This is a genomic window from Pseudomyxococcus flavus (genome assembly GCF_050038885.1).
GTDB classification, from domain to species: Bacteria; Myxococcota; Myxococcia; order Myxococcales; family Myxococcaceae; genus Myxococcus; species Myxococcus flavus.
On sequence record NZ_CP143624.1, the window covers coordinates 5,824,988 to 5,840,631 of the forward strand.

At 71.0% G+C, this 15,644-nt stretch carries 15 protein-coding genes; 8 read left to right on the top strand and 7 right to left on the bottom strand.

The window, feature by feature from the left end; all coding sequences use genetic code 11:
- Positions 1–71 precede the first annotated feature (71 nt).
- Positions 72–968 (top strand): ArsR/SmtB family transcription factor, encoded by an 897-nt coding sequence (locus VZL07_RS24410; protein ID WP_426750036.1) that lies wholly within the window; start codon positions 72–74, stop codon positions 966–968.
- Positions 965–4,480, top strand: coding sequence for a methionine synthase (gene metH, locus VZL07_RS24415; RefSeq protein WP_426750037.1), 3,516 nt, complete (start codon positions 965–967; stop codon positions 4,478–4,480). The genes VZL07_RS24410 and metH overlap by 4 nt, the downstream gene beginning before the upstream one ends.
- A 9-nt stretch (positions 4,481–4,489) precedes the next feature.
- On the opposite strand, the gene VZL07_RS24420 is transcribed toward metH, so the two are convergent.
- Positions 4,490–5,089 carry a hypothetical protein gene (locus VZL07_RS24420; protein WP_426750039.1) on the bottom strand — a complete coding sequence of 200 codons (600 nt, stop codon included), beginning with the start codon at positions 5,087–5,089 and terminating at the stop codon, positions 4,490–4,492.
- Between the two features lie 139 nt (positions 5,090–5,228).
- On the opposite strand from VZL07_RS24420, the gene VZL07_RS24425 reads away from it, so the two are divergent.
- The 3 genes from VZL07_RS24425 to VZL07_RS24435 all read left to right on the top strand — a co-directional run bounded on the left by VZL07_RS24425 (position 5,229) and on the right by VZL07_RS24435 (position 7,661).
- Complete coding sequence (locus VZL07_RS24425; RefSeq protein ID WP_426750040.1) at positions 5,229–6,320, top strand: hypothetical protein; 1,092 nt, start codon at positions 5,229–5,231, stop codon at positions 6,318–6,320.
- Positions 6,321–6,413: 93 nt separating this feature from the next.
- Positions 6,414–7,265, top strand: a complete 852-nt coding sequence (locus VZL07_RS24430) for an FRG domain-containing protein (RefSeq protein WP_426750041.1) — start codon at positions 6,414–6,416, stop codon at positions 7,263–7,265.
- Positions 7,266–7,496: 231 nt separating this feature from the next.
- A complete protein-coding gene (locus tag VZL07_RS24435; RefSeq protein WP_426750043.1) occupies positions 7,497–7,661 on the top strand; it encodes a hypothetical protein in 165 nt (54 codons plus the stop codon).
- A gap of 101 nt (positions 7,662–7,762) precedes the next feature.
- Here VZL07_RS24435 and VZL07_RS24440 read toward each other — a convergent pair whose 3' ends face one another.
- The 3 genes from VZL07_RS24440 to VZL07_RS24450 form a co-directional block, all read right to left on the bottom strand.
- Entirely contained in the window at positions 7,763–7,987 is a 225-nt protein-coding gene (locus VZL07_RS24440; RefSeq protein ID WP_426750044.1) for a DUF2934 domain-containing protein, read from the bottom strand.
- A 155-nt stretch (positions 7,988–8,142) separates the two neighbouring features.
- Positions 8,143–9,429, bottom strand: a complete 1,287-nt coding sequence (gene mutY / locus VZL07_RS24445) for an A/G-specific adenine glycosylase (RefSeq protein WP_426750045.1) — start codon at positions 9,427–9,429, stop codon at positions 8,143–8,145.
- Complete coding sequence (locus tag VZL07_RS24450) at positions 9,426–10,253, bottom strand: SDR family oxidoreductase (protein ID WP_426750047.1); 828 nt, start codon at positions 10,251–10,253, stop codon at positions 9,426–9,428. Before VZL07_RS24450 ends, mutY begins: the two co-directional genes overlap by 4 nt.
- Positions 10,254–10,349: 96 nt before the next feature.
- Here VZL07_RS24450 and VZL07_RS24455 point away from each other — a divergent pair, with 96 nt between their 5' ends.
- Entirely contained in the window at positions 10,350–11,333 is a 984-nt protein-coding gene (locus VZL07_RS24455; protein ID WP_426750048.1) for a PD-(D/E)XK nuclease family protein, read from the top strand.
- A 10-nt stretch (positions 11,334–11,343) separates the two neighbouring features.
- On the opposite strand, the gene VZL07_RS24460 is transcribed toward VZL07_RS24455, so the two are convergent.
- Together VZL07_RS24460 and VZL07_RS24465 are read right to left on the bottom strand one after the other, a co-directional pair.
- A complete protein-coding gene (locus tag VZL07_RS24460; protein WP_426750049.1) occupies positions 11,344–12,210 on the bottom strand; it encodes a tRNA threonylcarbamoyladenosine dehydratase in 867 nt (288 codons plus the stop codon).
- Between the two features lie 28 nt (positions 12,211–12,238).
- Entirely contained in the window at positions 12,239–13,036 is a 798-nt protein-coding gene (locus VZL07_RS24465; RefSeq protein ID WP_426750050.1) for a TatD family hydrolase, read from the bottom strand.
- 121 nt (positions 13,037–13,157) lie between these two features.
- On the opposite strand from VZL07_RS24465, the gene VZL07_RS24470 reads away from it, so the two are divergent.
- Positions 13,158–14,654, top strand: coding sequence for a TolB family protein (locus VZL07_RS24470; protein WP_426750052.1), 1,497 nt, complete (start codon positions 13,158–13,160; stop codon positions 14,652–14,654).
- A 159-nt stretch (positions 14,655–14,813) separates the two neighbouring features.
- Entirely contained in the window at positions 14,814–15,065 is a 252-nt protein-coding gene (locus VZL07_RS24475) for a hypothetical protein (RefSeq protein ID WP_426750053.1), read from the top strand.
- A gap of 58 nt (positions 15,066–15,123) precedes the next feature.
- On the opposite strand, the gene VZL07_RS24480 is transcribed toward VZL07_RS24475, so the two are convergent.
- Entirely contained in the window at positions 15,124–15,309 is a 186-nt protein-coding gene (locus VZL07_RS24480) for a hypothetical protein (protein WP_426750055.1), read from the bottom strand.
- Positions 15,310–15,644: the final 335 nt, after the last annotated feature.

A 15,644-nucleotide genomic window follows, 5' to 3' on the forward strand; every position in this document is an offset into this window, starting at 1 on the left:
GGACAGGCAACGCGTCGCGTCTAGAGAATGCTGGCCTCCAGGCCGGCATCGACATATGTTGATGCAGCGATATGGAAGAGCTGTCCCAGTCATTCCGGGTCCTCGGGGACCCGACGCGCCTGCGCATCCTCCGGCTGGTGGCGGAGGCTCCGTTGAACGTGACGGAGCTGGTGTCGCTGGTGGGCGTGGCGCAGTCGTCCGTCTCTCATCACCTGGGCAAGCTGAAGGGGCTGGGGCTGCTGCGCGAGGAGCGCCACGCGGGCTACAGCTACTACTCGCTGGCGCTGGGGCAGTCGGACGCCCGCTGGCCGCTCATCCAGATGGCGCGCGAGGCGGAGGATGCGGCGGGGGACTCGGCGCGGCTGAAGGACCTGCTGCGGGCGCGTGAGGACCGGCAGGCCCTCAACGAGCGGCTGCTGGAGCCCGGGCAGTCCTGGTTCCTGTGGGCGGGCGCGCTGGCGTCGTTGCTGCCGCCGCTGGAGGTGGCCGACTTCGGCTGCGGCACCGGCGTGCTGAGCGTGGCGATTGCCCGCTGGGCCCGCCGCGTGTGGGCCATCGACCAGAACGCCGAGGCGCTGGAGCAGGCGCGGGAGCGCGCCGGCCGCGAGGGCCTGGAGAACATCCGCTTCCTGCGCGAGGACCTGCACCGCCTGTCGCTCGCGTCCGCGAGCCTGGACCTGGTGGTGATTTCGCAGAGCCTCCACCACGTGGAGGAGCCGCACGCGGTGCTGGCCGAGTCCGCCCGCCTGCTCAAGCCGGGCGGCCGGCTGGTGGTGCTGGAGCTGATGCCGCACGACGAACGCTGGGTGCTGGAGCGGCTGGGCCACCGGCACCTGGGCTTCGCGCCCGAATTCCTCGAAGCCGCGCTGCGCGAGGCGGGCTTCACGTCCCTCACTCGCGAAACCCATGCCCGGGATGGGGCCAGCCCCTTCCGCGTCTTCCTGCTCACCGGAGTCAAACCGTCATGACGAGCCATGCCCCCACCGCCCTCCCGCTGCCCCCTGGTGAGAATGGCCGCCGCGTGGAGGCGCTGCGCGCCGCGATGCGCGAACGCGTGCTGGTGCTGGACGGCGCCATGGGCACGCTGCTCCAGAACGAGAACCTCAAGGCGGCGGACTTCGGCGGCCCGGAGTACGAGGGCTGCAACGAGCACCTCGTCCTCACCCGGCCGGAGCTGGTGGAGGGCATCCACGCGCGCTACTTCGCGGCCGGCGCGGACGTGACGGAGACGGACAGCTTCGGCGGCACGCCGCTGGTGCTGGCGGAGTTCGGCCTGGGCCACAAGGCGCTCGAAATCAACGAGGCCTCCGCCCGCCTGGCGCGCAACGCCGCCGCCGCCGCCGAGGCGAAGGACGGGCGCATTCGCTGGGTGGCGGGCTCCATCGGCCCCACCACCAAGGCCATCAGCGTCACCGGCGGCGTCACCTTCGACGAGCTGGTGGACAACTTCGCCGTGCAGGCCGAGGGGCTGGCCCGGGGCGGCTCGGACTACCTGCTGATCGAGACGGCGCAGGACACCCGCAACGTGAAGGCGGCGCTGCTGGGCATCGAGCGCGCGTTCCAGAAGCTGGGCTACGCGCTGCCGGTGGCGGTGTCCGGCACGATTGAGCCCATGGGCACCATGCTCGCGGGGCAGAGCGTGGAGAGCCTGGCGGCGTCGCTGGAGCACGCGGACCTCCTGTACCTGGGCCTCAACTGCGCCACGGGCCCGGACTTCATGACGGACCACCTGCGCTCGCTGTCGGCGATGAGCGCGTTCCCCGTGTCGTGTGTGCCCAACGCGGGCCTGCCGGACGAGAACGGCCACTACCTGGAGACGCCGGAGATGCTGGCGCGCTCCGTGCGGCGCTTCTGTGAGCAGGGCTGGCTCAACGTGGTGGGCGGCTGTTGTGGCACGCACGCGGGGCACATCGAGGCGCTGGCCAGGGCCGTGGAGGGCCTGAAGCCGCGCACGGGCTCGCCGCGCCCGCGGGCCTCGCTGTCCGGCGTGGACTACCTGGAGGTGACGGACGAGCAGCGGCCCCTCATCGTGGGCGAGCGCACCAACGTCATCGGCAGCAAGAAGTTCAAGGAGCTCATCGTCGCCGGCCAGTTCGACGACGCGTCGGAGATTGCGCGCGCGCAGGTGAAGCGGGGCGCGCAGGTCATCGACATCTGCCTGGCCAACCCGGACCGCGACGAGCTGGAGGACATGCGCAGCTTCCTGGAGGTGGTCGTCAAGAAGGTGCGCGTGCCCTTGATGATTGACTCCACCGACGAGCGCGTCATCGAGATGGCGCTCACGTACAGCCAGGGCAAGGCCATCATCAACTCGGTCAACCTGGAGGATGGCGAGGAGCGCTTCGAGAAGGTGGTGCCGCTGGCGCGCCGCTTCGGCGCGGCGCTGGTGGTGGGCTGCATCGACGAGGTGGGCATGGCCGTCACGCGCCAGCGCAAGCTGGAGGTGGCGGAGCGCTCGTACGAGCTGTTGACGAAGAAGTACGGCATGAAGCCGGAGGACCTGTACTTCGACCCGCTCGTCTTCCCCTGCGCCTCCGGCGACGCGCAGTACACCGGCAGCGGCGTGGAGACGATTGAGGGCGTGCGCCTCATCAAGCAGCGCTTCCCGCGCTGCAAGACGGTGCTGGGCATCTCCAACGTGTCCTTCGGCCTGCCCACCGCGGGCCGCGAGGTCCTCAACTCCGTCTTCCTGTACCACAACGTCCAGGCGGGCCTGGACATGGCGCTGGTCAACTCGGAGAAGCTGGAGCGCTACCCGTCCCTGCCGGAGGAGGAGCGCAAGCTGGCGGAGGACCTGCTCTACAACCGGGGCGAGGACCCGGTGACGCCCTTCGCGGCGCACTTCCGCGAGCGGAAGGCCGCGCGCGTCCAGGTGAGCACGCTGCCCCTGGAGGAGCGGCTCCAGCGCTACATCATCGAGGGCACGCGCGACGGCCTCACCGCGGACCTGGAAGCGGCCATGCAGAAGTACACGCCGCTGGAAATCATCAACGGGCCGCTGATGAAGGGCATGGACGAGGTGGGCCGCCTCTTCGGCGCCAACGAGCTGATTGTCGCGGAGGTGCTCCAGAGCGCCGAGTCCATGAAGGCGGCGGTGAGCTTCCTGGAGCCGCACATGAGCAAGGCCCAGGCGGCCCAGCGCGGCAAGGTGGTGCTCGCCACGGTGAAGGGCGACGTGCACGACATCGGGAAGAACCTGGTGGAAATCATCCTGGCCAACAACGGCTTCCAGGTGGTGAACCTGGGCATCAAGGTGCCGCCGGAGCAGCTGGTGCAGGCCGTGCGCGAGCACCAGCCGGACATCCTCGGCCTGTCGGGCCTGTTGGTGAAGAGCGCGCACCAGATGGTGGCCACCGCGGAGGACCTGAAGCGCGCGGGCGTGGACACCCCCATCCTGGTGGGCGGCGCCGCGCTCAGCCGCAACTTCGTGGACCGCAACATCGCGCCCGCCTACGGCGCTGGCACCGTGGCCTATGCGCAGGACGCGATGAACGGCCTCGAGCTGGCCAAGCAGATCGTGGACCCGGCCGCGCACGAGAAGCTCCGCGGCGACCTGGCCGTTCGTCGGGAGAAGCTGGCGCGCGAGGTGAAGGAGCGTCCGGCGCCGGCGGCGGTGGTGTCGCGTGGGCGCAGCGCGGAGGTGAAGGTGCTGGACAGCGTGCCGTCCGCGCCGGACTGGGAGCGGCACGTGCTGACCAACACGCCGCTGGACCACATCTGGAAGTTCATCAACCCGGTGATGCTGTACGGCCGGCACCTGGGCCTGCGCTCCTCGTCGCGCGTGTTGGGCACGCCCGCAGAGGCGGAGCTGGCGAAGACGGAGGAGGGCCGCAAGGCGCTGGCGCTGAAGGAGGCGGTGGAGGAGCTGAAGGGCTACCTGCGCGGCGGCGTCATGCAGGCGCGCGCGGTGTTCCAGTTCTTCAAGGCGGGCAGCGACGGCAACCGGGTGGTGCTCTTCGACGGCGCCACGGGCAAGGAGGCCGCGGCCTTCGACTTCCCGCGCCAGGACCGTGAAGGCGGGCTGTGCCTCGCCGACTACCTGCGGCCGCTGGAGGGCGGCGTGCCCACGGACAACGTGGCCATGTTCGTCGTCACCGCGGGCGCCGGCATCCGCGAGCTGTCCGAGCAGCTGAAGACCCAGGGTGAGTTCCTGAAGATGCACGCGGTGCAGGCCCTGGCGCTGGAGACGGCGGAGGGCTACGCCGAGCTGCTGCACACGCAGCTGCGCAGCATGTGGGGCATGCCGGACCGGCCGGACATGACGATGCTGGAGCGCTTCCGCGCGGAGTACGCGGGCAAGCGCTACTCCTTCGGCTACCCGGCGTGTCCGCGGTTGGAGGACCAGTCCACGCTCTTCGCCGCGCTGCGGCCGGAGGACATCGGCGTGCAGCTCACGGACGGCGCCATGATGGAGCCGGAGGCCTCCGTGTCCGCCATCGTCTTCCACCACCCGCAGGCCTCGTACTTCTCCGTGACGTGACGGGGCGGCTCAGAAGCGCGCGCCCAGGCTGAGGTCGGCGCTGAAGAGGTTGCCGACGTCGGCGCTGGTGGGGGCGAAGTCCCGTGCCACGAGCACGCGGTAGGTGGCGCGCAGGCCGGCGGTGACGCCGCTGTACCGGTACTCGAGCCCGGCGGCGAGCGGCACCTCCGCGCCCCAGCCCTTCTCGAAGGCGGTGCCCACGTCCATGGGCGTGGGGTGGAAGTAGCTGACGCCCGCGCCCGCGCCCACGAAGGGCTTCCACTGTGAGAGGAGCGTCGGGCCCACCTTGGCCAGGACGCCGCCGTTGTGCCGCCACAGCGTGCCGCGCCGCGGCTCCGCGTAGCCGTTGGCGGAGCCCTCGTAGCCCAGCTCCAGGCCCACGCCCGAGACGACGGGGACTTCTCCCAGCAGGGCCAGGAACGCGCCCACGCCCGTCTCCCTGCCCACGTTGCCCGACCAGGTCGTCACGCCGCTGCGCACCGTCAGGCCCGCGGCCCCGAAGCCGGGGGCGGGCTGCGCCTTGACGCGAGGTGTCGCCGCGAGCGCGGGGCTGGCGACCAGCGCCGCCGCCAGGGCCCCTGTTCCCCACCATCCCCATCGCCTGTTCATGACCGTCCCCTCCCAGGTCCGCCGGGGTGCTCCCCGGTTCTCGGGTGGAACGTTGTTGCTGGACAGGAAGACAGGGAACCCGGCGCAACGGGGATGGGCAGCCACGCCGCGGCGCGGGGGAGCGGTTAGAGTCCGTGGCATGAGCGCGCCGAACATCCGTCGAGCCGTCCAGTTGCTGCCTGCCTGCGCCACCACCGGCATCGGGAGCCTGCCGCACACGCAAGTGGAGCTGGGGCTCCAGGCGGCGCTGGCCCTGGACATTCCATTTCTGCCCCAGCTGCCCGTGGGCAAGCCCTCGGAGCTGATGATTCCCGCCGCCCTGGAGGGACTGCCGGGCCTGTCCTTCGACGATGAAGGCCTGTGCACCGTGGACCTCGCGGCCTGGCAGGCGGGGCGCGCGGCCTTCGAGGCGCGGCTGGAAGCGGCGTTCCAGTCGGGCCAGTTCGAGGCCTTCGAGCCCTCACCCGAGGCGTGCCGGGCGTGGCGCCCCTTCCTGTGGGAGGTGGAGACGCGGAAGCTGGCCTTCGCGAAGGCGCAGCTCGCGGGGCCCTTCACGGTGCGCTCGGTGGCGCGCACGCCGGAGGGCCAGCCCACGCTGGACGTGCCGGGCCTGGACGAGGCGATGTTCCGCCTGACGCTGGCGCGCTCACTGGCCATGGTGAAGGCGCTGCGCCGCGCGGGCACTACGCCGCTCTTCTTCCTGGACGAGCCCGGGCTCTACGCGTTCCAGCGCACGAATCCCCGCCACCTGATTGCGATGCAGGAGCTGAGGCTGCTGGTGGTGGCCCTGCAGCGCGAGGGCGCGCTGGTGGGGTTGCACTGCTGCGGCAACACGGATTGGGCCGCGCTGCTGGACGTCCAGCCGGACCTGCTGTCGCTGGACGTGCGGCTGTCGCTGGACGCGATGGTGGAGTCGACCGCCGCGCTGGAGCGCTTCCTCGCCTCGGGCGCGACGCTGAGCCTGGGCATCATCCCCACGGACCTGGCGTCCACCTATGAAGTGGGGGAGCTGGTGGACGCGGTGGAGGCCACGCTGAAGGCGGCGCTGCCTGGCGGCTTCACCTTCGCGCAGGTGGTGTCCACCGTGGTGCTGACGCCGGCGTGTGGGCTGGCGATGCGCTCGGTGAGCGACGCGGAGCGCATCCTGGAGGAGCTGAAGGCCGCGCAGCGGCGGCTCCGGGGCGCACTCGCCGCCGAGCGCCCCGCCGTGGGCGCCACGAATCCCCACTGAGGGGCCCGCGCTCCGGGCCTCTCCCAGGGGACTGTCCCTGGGGATGCATGGGCCGCCAGGATGCCTATCCTGTCGTGGAGGGGACAGGGGGCCATGTTGGAGCAGCGCATCGGGACATGGTTGGAGCTGCAGGATGCGCTCTTCGCCGGCTCGTGGAACGAGGCTCTGGGGCGCCACCGGCCCACCTTCGCGTTCCGTGGCATGCCCCAGGTGACCAACGACCTGTCCACGGCCCTCAACCGCGACGGCCTCTTCGTGCGCAAGGAGCGGGACCTGCTGAGGGCCTTCCGCAAGTACGCGCGCGGTGAGAGTCCCCAGTCCGTGGAGTCCCTCTGGGACTGGCTCGCCCTGGCTCAGCACCACGGGCTTCCCACGCGGATGCTCGACTGGACCTTCAGCCCCTATGTGGCGCTGCACTTCCTCACCGAGAACACGGAACGCTATGGCGAGGACGGCGTGGTGTGGTGCGTGGACTACCGCCAGACGAACCGCCACCTTCCCAGGCGGCTGAAGGCGCTGCTCCGGCAGGAGGGCGCCGACGTCTTCACGGGGGAGATGCTGGCCACGACGGCGTCGGACCTCTCGACGTTCGACCGCCTCGCGAAGCACCCCTTCGTGCTCTTCCTGGAGCCGCCGTCCCTGGACGCCCGCATCGTGAATCAGTTCGCGCTCTTCTCGGTGATGAATGGGCCCGAGCTGCGTCTGGACGCGTTCCTCGAAGCGCAGGTGGATGGCGTGCGCAAGCTCATCATTCCCGCCGCGCTCAAGTGGGAGGTGCGCGACAAGCTCGACCAGAGCAACATCACCGAGCGCGTGCTGTTTCCTGGCTTCGACGGGGTGAGCCGCTGGCTCCGGCGTTACTACAGCCCGCGCCCTTCGAATTCGCAGCCCCGGCCCCCGGGCGCGCCCGCGGTGCGCAAGCGGCGGCGTGCGGCGAAGAAGTAGGCGGCCCGGTGGCTCGCCACCTCACCTGGCCCGCGGGCGTGCTCCTGGTTCCTCCCTTGGAGCAGCGGCAGCCAGGCACGTTCAGCCGGCTCGCCGGGCCTGCTCCAGTGCCAGCCCGGCACCCTGCACGCACTGCCTTGCCGTGCTCCGTGGGGCACCTGACTTTTGGGGACGAATTGAACCCAAGCCCTGGAGCGTCAGATGCCGCGCAAGAACAAAGAAGGTGCCCCCATGAACGAGGATGGAAAGCTGACCGACGAGGCTCGCCGGGCCATCTTCGGCAAGTCGGAAAGGGAGAGTGAGGCCAGCCCGCCCGAGGAGGACCGCAACCGCCAGTACAGCGGTGCCTCGGAGTCCGGCAGCCCCGACAGTCAGGGCAGTGACAAGCAGAGCTGAGCGCACGGTCCAGGCGAGGGTGGCCTGAGGACGGAGCGTGGCGGCCGCCATCCCGGGCGCTCCCACCCGGGGGGCGACGGCGGCCGCGCCACGGTGGCGTGTTACTGACGGCCGAGCCGCAGCTCACGCTCGGCCTGGAACCAGTCCTGCTCGGCGTAGCCGTGCGTGCCTCCCCTCGCGAGGAAGATTTCATAGGCCCGCCGAGCAATCTGCTCGCTGGTGGGGCCCGGACGCGGCTCGGGGGCCTGGAGCTTGACGCTGGCCGACGGAGCCGACGGCTTCCCTGCGGACGGGCCGGTCTGCTTGTTGGCGGTGTGACGTGCCATGCGGGGTTTCTCCGGTGAAGAGAGTCCGCGGACATTGGTGCGCCCGGAAGCCGGAGGAAACCGGCACGAGGTGCCCCGGGTTGTCAGTCCGACAGGAGGACTGGCTCTCTGTCGAGGGAACGACAGGGGTTGTGTGCGGGGAGGGCGAGCGGCCCTCAGGCGCCTGTCAGGACGCCCGCACCGAGCGCGGCGTCGAGCGCCCGCTGCATGGCGGTGCTCATCCCCAGCCCCGCGGCATCCGCGGGGGCGCACCAGCGCAGCTCCTGGAAGGCCGCGCTGTGGGTGGGTCGCCGGGGGCCGGAGACGCGCAGCAGCCGCAGCGTGAGGTCCCGGTGGGTGAGCTGCCGCTTCACTATGCCGAGCGGGCCCTCCAGCGTCACGTCCACGCCGAGCGCGGCGGCGAGCCGCGCACGGGCCTCGGTGTCCGGTGCGTCGTCGGCGATTTCCGCGGCGGGCAGCTCCCACAGGCCCCCGAAGAGGCCTGCGTCCGCGCGACGAGCGAAGAGAAGCGTGCCCGCATGGGGCCACACGGCGACAGCCAGCGTCAGCTTCTTGGGCGTGGCGCGCACCTTGGCCGGAGGCAGCTCGTCCACGCGGCCCTTGCGGAAGGCGACGCAGGCGTCGCGCACGGGGCACAGCAGGCACAGCGGATTCTCCGGCCGGCACGTGGTGGCGCCGTGCTCCATGAGGGCCTGGTTGAAGTCTCCGGGCCGCTGGCCCTTCACCAGCGCGGTGGCGAGCGCCCACAGCGTGGCCTCGCGCTGGCGGTCGCCTGGGAGCCCTTCGACCTCGAAGAGGCGCGACAGCACGCGCGCGACGTTGCCGTCGACCAGGGCCGCTTCCTCTCCGAAGGCGATGGAGGCCACCGCGCCGGCGGTGTAGCGGCCGAAGCCGGGCAGCTCGAGCAGCTCGGCCGCCGTGGAGGGCAGGGCACCGCCGAAGCGCGCGACGACCTCCTGCGCGGCGCGGTGCAGGTTGCGCGCGCGGCTGTAGTAGCCCAGGCCCTTCCAGCCCGCGAGCACGTCATCCAGCGGCGCCGAGGCCAGCGCGCGCGCCGTGGGGAAGCGCGCGAGGAACCGCTCCCAGTAGGGAATCACCGTCGACACCTGGGTCTGCTGGAGCATGACCTCGCTCAGCCAGATGGCATACGGGTCCCTGGTGCGACGCCAGGGCAGGTCGCGCTTGTTCCGGTCGTACCAGTCCAGGAGCGGCGCGCGCACGCGGGCGAGGTGCTCGGGCGTCGGCGAGACGGTGGCCACCAGCGGAGGGGCAGGGGGACGCCCGGCGCGAGGCTTCCGCGCCTTGCCCTGCTCGGGCGCGGCCGCGTCGGTCTTCGGCACGGGCGGCTGGCTCGGCAGCGCCGCGACCGTGGTGGCCGCGGGCCTGGCGCGGCCCTTCGGCGCGGCTTCGGCGGACTTCGCGCGGGGACTGCGGGAGGTCATGAACCCTTCTTCTTCGAATCCGCCGTCATGCGGCGGGCGACGCGGTCGAACAGGCCCGGGGCCCAGCGGTTGGCGAGCACCATCACCCGGCCGGGCAAGGTGAGCACGGTGTCGCGGTGCCCCCGACGGCTCGCGCGGACCATGGCGGCGGCGACCTCCTCCGCGGACATGGCCTTCAGTGGAATGGCGTCCTGCCGCCAGCCGTCGGCGTGGAGGCGATTCTCGCGGAAGTCGCTCTCCGTGAAGCCGGGCGACACGAGCAGCACCCGGATGCCCTCGGCGGCCAGCTCCGCGCGGAGCGACTCCGTCATCGCATTCACCGCGGCCTTGGACGCGCAGTAGCCGCCCAGCATCGGCAGGCCCCGGTGGCCCAGCACGGAGCTGACGTTGACCACCTGCGACCCACGGCGCTTGCGCAGCAGGGGCAGCGCCGCGCGTGTCATCCGCCACAGGCCGAAGACGTTCAGCTCGAAGACCTGCCGCAGCTGCGCCTCGCCCAAATCCTCCAGCGGCCCGTAGAGGCCCTGGCCCGCGTTGTTGACGAGCACGTCCAGCCCGGCGAACGCGGCGTCCGTCTCCGCCACCAGCCGCGCCACGTCGTCGCCCACCGTGACGTCGCACCGCACCGGCAGTGCCCTCACGCCCAGTGACGCCACTTCACGGGCCGCGTCCTCCAGCTGTGACAGGCGCCGGGCGGCCAGGACGACATCCGCGCCCGCCGCCGCGTAGGCCTTCGCCGCCGCCCTGCCAATGCCTCCGGAAGCCCCCGTGACGAGGACCACCCGGCCCTTGAAGGGTTGGGTCTTCATGTCGGCGCGCACCATACCTTCCTGGTCGTGTAACGGGACTGTCTTTCAGCGACCAGCGGGGGCCTGTTTCCTCGCCTGTTCCCCTTCTGGCGGAGCGGGCGAGCGCCTAGGATGCGCGCCTTCATGCGGCGTCCCCCTCTCAGCAACGACTTCTCCTGGTCCAAGAGCCGCCACGAGAAGTTCTCCGAGTGCCTTCGGGCGTACTACCTCTACTACTACCGCTCCTGGGGCGGCTGGGAGGCGGACGCGCCCAGGGACGTGCGTGAGCTGTACGTGCTGAAGAAGCTGGGCAACCGCTACACGTGGGCCGGCAGCGTGGTGCACGAGAGCATCAAGGATGTGCTGCTCGACTGGCGCGCGGGCCGCAAGGTGGACCCGGCGGTGGTGGAGGCGCGCACGCGCAAGCTGATGCAGGACGACTTCCGGCACTCGCGCGCGAAGAACTACTGGTCGCAGAAGTACCGCAAGCAGTTCACCGGGCTGGTGGAGCACGAGTACGGCGAGCCCGTGCCGGACGAGGCCTGGAAGCAGAACTGGGAGACGGTGCGCTCCGCGCTGGCGTGGTTCTTCTCCTCGCGCTGGAAGGACCTCGCGCTCAGCCTCAAGCCCGAGCAGTGGCTGGAGGTGGACGCGGGCTTCGACTTCGCCCACTTCACCCTGGACGGCCTCAAGGTCTTCGCCATCCCCGACTTCGCCTTCGTGGACGCGGACGGCACGCCGGTGGTGGTGGACTGGAAGACGGGCAAGGCGCGCGACGGGTACGACGAGCAGGTGCTCGGCTACGCGCTCTACGTGGCCCAGCGCTACCGCTTCCCGGTGGAGAAGGTGCGCGCCTCGCTGGTGTACCTCAACGAGGGCAAGGAGCAGGACGTCACGGTGGACCCGGAGGCCATGGCCTCCTTCCGCAAGCACTTCGACGAGAGCGTGGCGAAGATGCGCGCGCTCCTGAAGGACCCCGCCACCAACACGCCCCTGGACGCGTCCGCCTTCCCGCCCACCGACAACCTGGCGTCCTGCGCGCGGTGCGTCTTCCGCCGCCCCTGCGGGCGCGAGGGCGCCGCGGCGGAGGTGCTCCGGCCGCAGCAGGTGGCGTGAGTCCCGGGGCCTAGCGCGTCGAGGCGAGCCGCCGCACCACCACGCCCGCCGCGTTCATCCCGAAGCAGGAGGTGACGAAGGCGACGCTGCCGTCAATCTGCGTGCGGTGGTCGCAGGTGTGGAAGTCGTTGTCCTGCGGGCACACGCACAGGAAGCCGTCGGTGGCGTCGTCGTACTGGAGCGTCACCGGCAGCCGCCGCGCCTCGATGGAGTACACGGCGGTGATGCCGGTGTGCTTGTCCGTCTCCACTCCGTACTTACGCTTGAGCAGCTTGCGGATGTCCTTGGCGAAGGGGTCCATGTGCGTCTCGGACAGGTCCTCCACGCGGATGGCGGTGGGGTCCAGCCGGCCCGCGGCGCCCATGGAGCTGACCACCGGGATGCCCAGCGTCACGCAGCGGTGGAGCAGGTGCAGCTTGGCCTTCACGTTGTCGATGGCGTCCACCACGAAGTCGTACTGGCCGGGCTGGAGCATCTGCTCGGCCACGTCGGCGCGGTAGAACTCGCGCACCGCCTGCACCTTGGCCGCCGGATTGATTTCCTGGCAGCGCTGCGCCATCAGCTCCGCCTTGGGCTTGCCCACGGCCTTCACCGTCGCGTGGAGCTGGCGGTTGGTGTTGGTGACGCACACGTCGTCGTGGTCCACCAGCGTCAGGTGGCCAATGCCGCTGCGCACCAGGCCCTCGGCCGCGAAGCTGCCCACGCCGCCCAGGCCGAACACCACCACGCGCGCGTTGGCCAGGCGCTCCATCGCGGAGTCACCCAGCAAGCGGCCGGTCCGGTCGAAGCGCCGGGAGAGCTTGAAGGGGCGGGCGAGCGAGCCCGGCGCGGCGGGCGGAGTCTCAGTCTCGGGGGACGGGAGCGGCTGCGGATTCATGGCGGTCCTCTATAACGCGACCGCTCGCCTACCGCGAAGGCGCGGGGAAAGCTTCCCGGAAGAAGCGGCGGGCGTTCTCGGTCGTCTGCCGGGCGACCTCCTCGACGGGCTCCCCCCGGACGCGGGCCATGCCCTCCAGGATGTGGGGGAGGTAGCCCGGCTCGGAGCGCGTCCCCCGGTGGGGCGTGGGGGCCTGGTCCGGGGCGTCCGTCTCCGCCATCAGCCGCTCCAGGGGGATGGCCCGGAGCGCGTCCAGGGGCTTTCGGGCCTCCGCCCAGGTGACGGGGCCCGCGAAGGAGAAGTGGCAGCCCTTCTGGAGGTAGAAGCGCGCCAGCTCCACGCCGCCGCTGTAGCTGTGCATGAGCAGGCCGGCCTCGGGCAGGGGCTCCTCCTTGAGGAGGTCGATGAGCGCCGGGTGCAGCCGGTGGCAGTGCATGAGCACGGGCAGGCCGTGCTTGCGCGCCAGCGCGAGGTGCCGCTTCAGCACGCGGACCTGCCGCTCCAGGGGCGCTCCGGAAAGGCTGGGGCCGTCCAGGCCGCACTCGCCCACGGCCGCCGCGCCACCCTTCGTGAGCAGCGCGTCCAGGTGCTCGAGCACCGCGTCGTCCTGCTCCGGCGGCAGGTCCGGGAGCAGCTGCGGGTGGATGCCCAGGCCCGCCTGGAGGCGCGCGTCCTGACGGGACAGCTCGAGCAGGGGCTCCCAGTCATGGGGGCCGACGCCAGGGATGACGATGCCCTCGAGCCCCGCGGCCCAGGCGCGTGCGAGGACATCATTTCGATCTTCATCAAATCGCGCCGCGTCGAGATGGCAGTGTGTGTCTATCATTGAGCAGGCAATTTCCTCGGGTCGTTCAGTCAGGAACACGCCGCGCGCTCCCGCTCCACAGGGTAGTCACGGCCGGCAATGCCGACGGTATACGCGCCCCTCTGTTCTTCTGGAGGGTTCCATGACGATGCGTGTCGTTGTCAGCGCGCTGTGTGGCGCGCTGCTGGTGCTGTCGACGGGGTGCGGGGACGAGTGTGTCGATCAGTTCGATTGCCGCCGCGAAAATGGAGAGCCTCCCGCGGGGCAGCAGTGGACGTGTCGCTCTGGCGAATGCGAGCTGCAGGACATCGAGCCGCCCCCTGAAGAAGACGCCGGGACGGAAGAGGACGGCGGCACCGAGGACGACGCGGGCACCGACGCGGGCACCGAGGAGGACGCGGGTACGGACGCGGGCACCGAGGACGGCGGCACCGACGGTGGCGTGATTGTCATTGGCACGGGCGCCAAGGGAGATGCGTGCACGACCTCCGCGGACTGCGCCGCGGGCCTGCGCTGCGAGGGCACGGCGGAGGCCATGACGTGCCAGGCGCTGCACGTGGCCTTCACCGCCATGGACGACGCCGACCTGATGGCGGCGGTGGTGACGCGCTTCGACGAGCCGGAGCCCACGCGCCTGTCGGAGGACGCCGTGGACAGCCGCTACCCCCGCTGGAACCCGGCCGGCTCGCGCATCGCGTTCGTCCAGGGCGCCACGGAGACGGGCACCTCGACGGGGAACATCGCCGGTGAGCTGGTGGCGCGCGACGTCCCGCTCGTGGCGGGCCCGCCGGCGGTGCTCGCCGACGGCACCACGGGCACCACCGAGGGCTTCCTGTACCTGGAGTGGGAGCCGGGTGACTCCCTCCTCTACGTGCGCCGGGCGGGTGACAGCATCTCTGGCATCTCCCGCGTCCCGCCCGAGGGTGGCACCGTGGAAGAGGTCACCACGTCGGGCACGTTCCCGGCATGGCGCAACGGCAACACGTTCGCATTCAGCACCGCCACCATGGGCATCTCCACGTCCACCGTGGGCGGTACGCCCACGCCGCTGGCCATCGCCGGCCCCACGGCGGAGCAGCCGCACTACAACCGCGTCAACGACCAGCTCCTGTTCCTGCGGCCCAATGACACGGGGCCAGTGGGGCTGAACGCCGCGCTCTACATCGTCCCCGTGGGCGGCGCCGCCGTGCAGACGATTGCGGAGGCCACCTCGGTGCCCGGCGAGGAGGGCTCGGTGGATTCGTACATCGCCAACCCCACCTGGGCGCCGGATGGCAGCTGGGTGGCGTACGTCCGCGCCTACTTCTTCAACCCCACCACCGGTGAGCCGGTGCTCTGCGGCGGTGGTACGTCGCCCTGCGCGGGCGACCCGGGCAACATCATCTTCCTGCGCCGCATCAACCCGGCGGATGGCGCGCCCGTGGGCGAGGAGGTCAGCTTCGCCGAGGGCGCTACGCTGCCGTCGTTCTCTCCGGATGGCCACCACGTGGCCTACATCCAGGGAGGGCAGCTGTACGTCCAGCAGATTGACCCGGCGGCGGGCACCAAGGTGGGCGACCCCATCGTCCACCCGGCGGGTGACTACACGCTCCAGACGTCCCGCGGCGATGACCACCGCCCGCGCTGGCAGCCCCGCTAGTCCACGGACGGTGTAGGCAGCAGGGAGGCCCGCGTCTTCGGCAAGGAGGCGCGGGCCTTCGTCTGTTCACAGAGGGAGGGCGAAGCTTGCCTCCCCTGGGGAAGCGACGTAGGCAGGGCCTCGCCCGCCCGCACCTGGGCCCGAACTCGGAGGACCTGCATGAGGCGCTATCTGTTACCTGTCTTCCTGCTTTTCGCCGCCTGCGCCACCGTTCCGGCAGACCGCCTCGTCGCGGAGCGCGAAGGCAGCGTGGCCGGGGAGCCGCACGAGCTGGCCGCACCTGTGCGCCTGGAGACACGCTCCGGCACCTTCCTGGTGCACCCCAACAACGTGGAAGACTTTGGAAGGCTGCTCGCGGGAGAGCCCGCGCAGCATCGCTACACCGCGGGAATGCTGCTGGCTGGAGAGTGACGGCCACGCCCGCGCGCGTCGCCGCACGCACGTCACGGGGGCTGCCGCGCGGGGGCGCTCAGCCCACCACGACGATGCGCCGCCCGAGGGCCCGCGTCATCTGCGGCGAGGTGAGCTGCTCCAGGACGTCCACCAGCTCGCCGCCGGACGTCTCGAAGGCCGCCGCGATGACCTCGCCCACCGTCAGTTGGACCTTGCCCGCCGCCGCGCGGGCCCGCTGCGCCGTCCGGCGAAGGGCGGGCATCACCCGTCGGCCCTGCCTGGGAACTGCGCCGCTGCTGCGTTTCGTCCGCTTACCCATGGTTCCTCCCTCCGCTCCGTCCTTCGCGGGTGAGTACACCGTGGGTCTGACATATGCAGTTGGGGTGCCAGTCGCCTGACTACCTGCCCGGTGGGGCACCCACCCCTGTTTCCCTTGCGGAAGGCGAGGTTAAACAGACAAGACGCTCACCGGGTTCACGGCCTTGCCAGGGTATGAATCATTTCATCGAGGGAATTCGCTCACTCTGAGCGCGAACTCGACGTTTCGTTCAACGCCCGGTTTCGTCGCGTGGCTTACAATTCTTGGCACCCAGGTCC

Excerpts from the sequence above, each read along its gene's own strand:
- VZL07_RS24420 (WP_426750039.1), bottom strand. The coding sequence starts at position 5,089 with ATGAACAGGCGATGGGGATGGTGGGGAACAGGGGCCCTGGCGGCGGCG.
- VZL07_RS24465 (WP_426750050.1), bottom strand. The coding sequence starts at position 13,036 with ATGATAGACACACACTGCCATCTCGACGCGGCGCGATTTGATGAAGAT.
- metH (WP_426750037.1), top strand. The coding sequence starts at position 965 with ATGACGAGCCATGCCCCCACCGCCCTCCCGCTGCCCCCTGGTGAGAAT.
- VZL07_RS24455 (WP_426750048.1), top strand. The coding sequence starts at position 10,350 with ATGCGCGCCTTCATGCGGCGTCCCCCTCTCAGCAACGACTTCTCCTGG.
- mutY (WP_426750045.1), bottom strand. The coding sequence starts at position 9,429 with ATGACCTCCCGCAGTCCCCGCGCGAAGTCCGCCGAAGCCGCGCCGAAG.
- VZL07_RS24460 (WP_426750049.1), bottom strand. The coding sequence starts at position 12,210 with ATGAATCCGCAGCCGCTCCCGTCCCCCGAGACTGAGACTCCGCCCGCC.
- VZL07_RS24450 (WP_426750047.1), bottom strand. The coding sequence starts at position 10,253 with ATGGTGCGCGCCGACATGAAGACCCAACCCTTCAAGGGCCGGGTGGTC.
- VZL07_RS24430 (WP_426750041.1), top strand. The coding sequence starts at position 6,414 with ATGTTGGAGCAGCGCATCGGGACATGGTTGGAGCTGCAGGATGCGCTC.
- VZL07_RS24470 (WP_426750052.1), top strand. The coding sequence starts at position 13,158 with ATGACGATGCGTGTCGTTGTCAGCGCGCTGTGTGGCGCGCTGCTGGTG.
- VZL07_RS24440 (WP_426750044.1), bottom strand. The coding sequence starts at position 7,987 with ATGGCACGTCACACCGCCAACAAGCAGACCGGCCCGTCCGCAGGGAAG.
- VZL07_RS24480 (WP_426750055.1), bottom strand. The coding sequence starts at position 15,309 with ATGCCCGCCCTTCGCCGGACGGCGCAGCGGGCCCGCGCGGCGGCGGGC.
- VZL07_RS24410 (WP_426750036.1), top strand. The coding sequence starts at position 72 with ATGGAAGAGCTGTCCCAGTCATTCCGGGTCCTCGGGGACCCGACGCGC.
- VZL07_RS24425 (WP_426750040.1), top strand. The coding sequence starts at position 5,229 with ATGAGCGCGCCGAACATCCGTCGAGCCGTCCAGTTGCTGCCTGCCTGC.
- VZL07_RS24435 (WP_426750043.1), top strand. The coding sequence starts at position 7,497 with ATGAACGAGGATGGAAAGCTGACCGACGAGGCTCGCCGGGCCATCTTC.
- VZL07_RS24475 (WP_426750053.1), top strand. The coding sequence starts at position 14,814 with ATGAGGCGCTATCTGTTACCTGTCTTCCTGCTTTTCGCCGCCTGCGCC.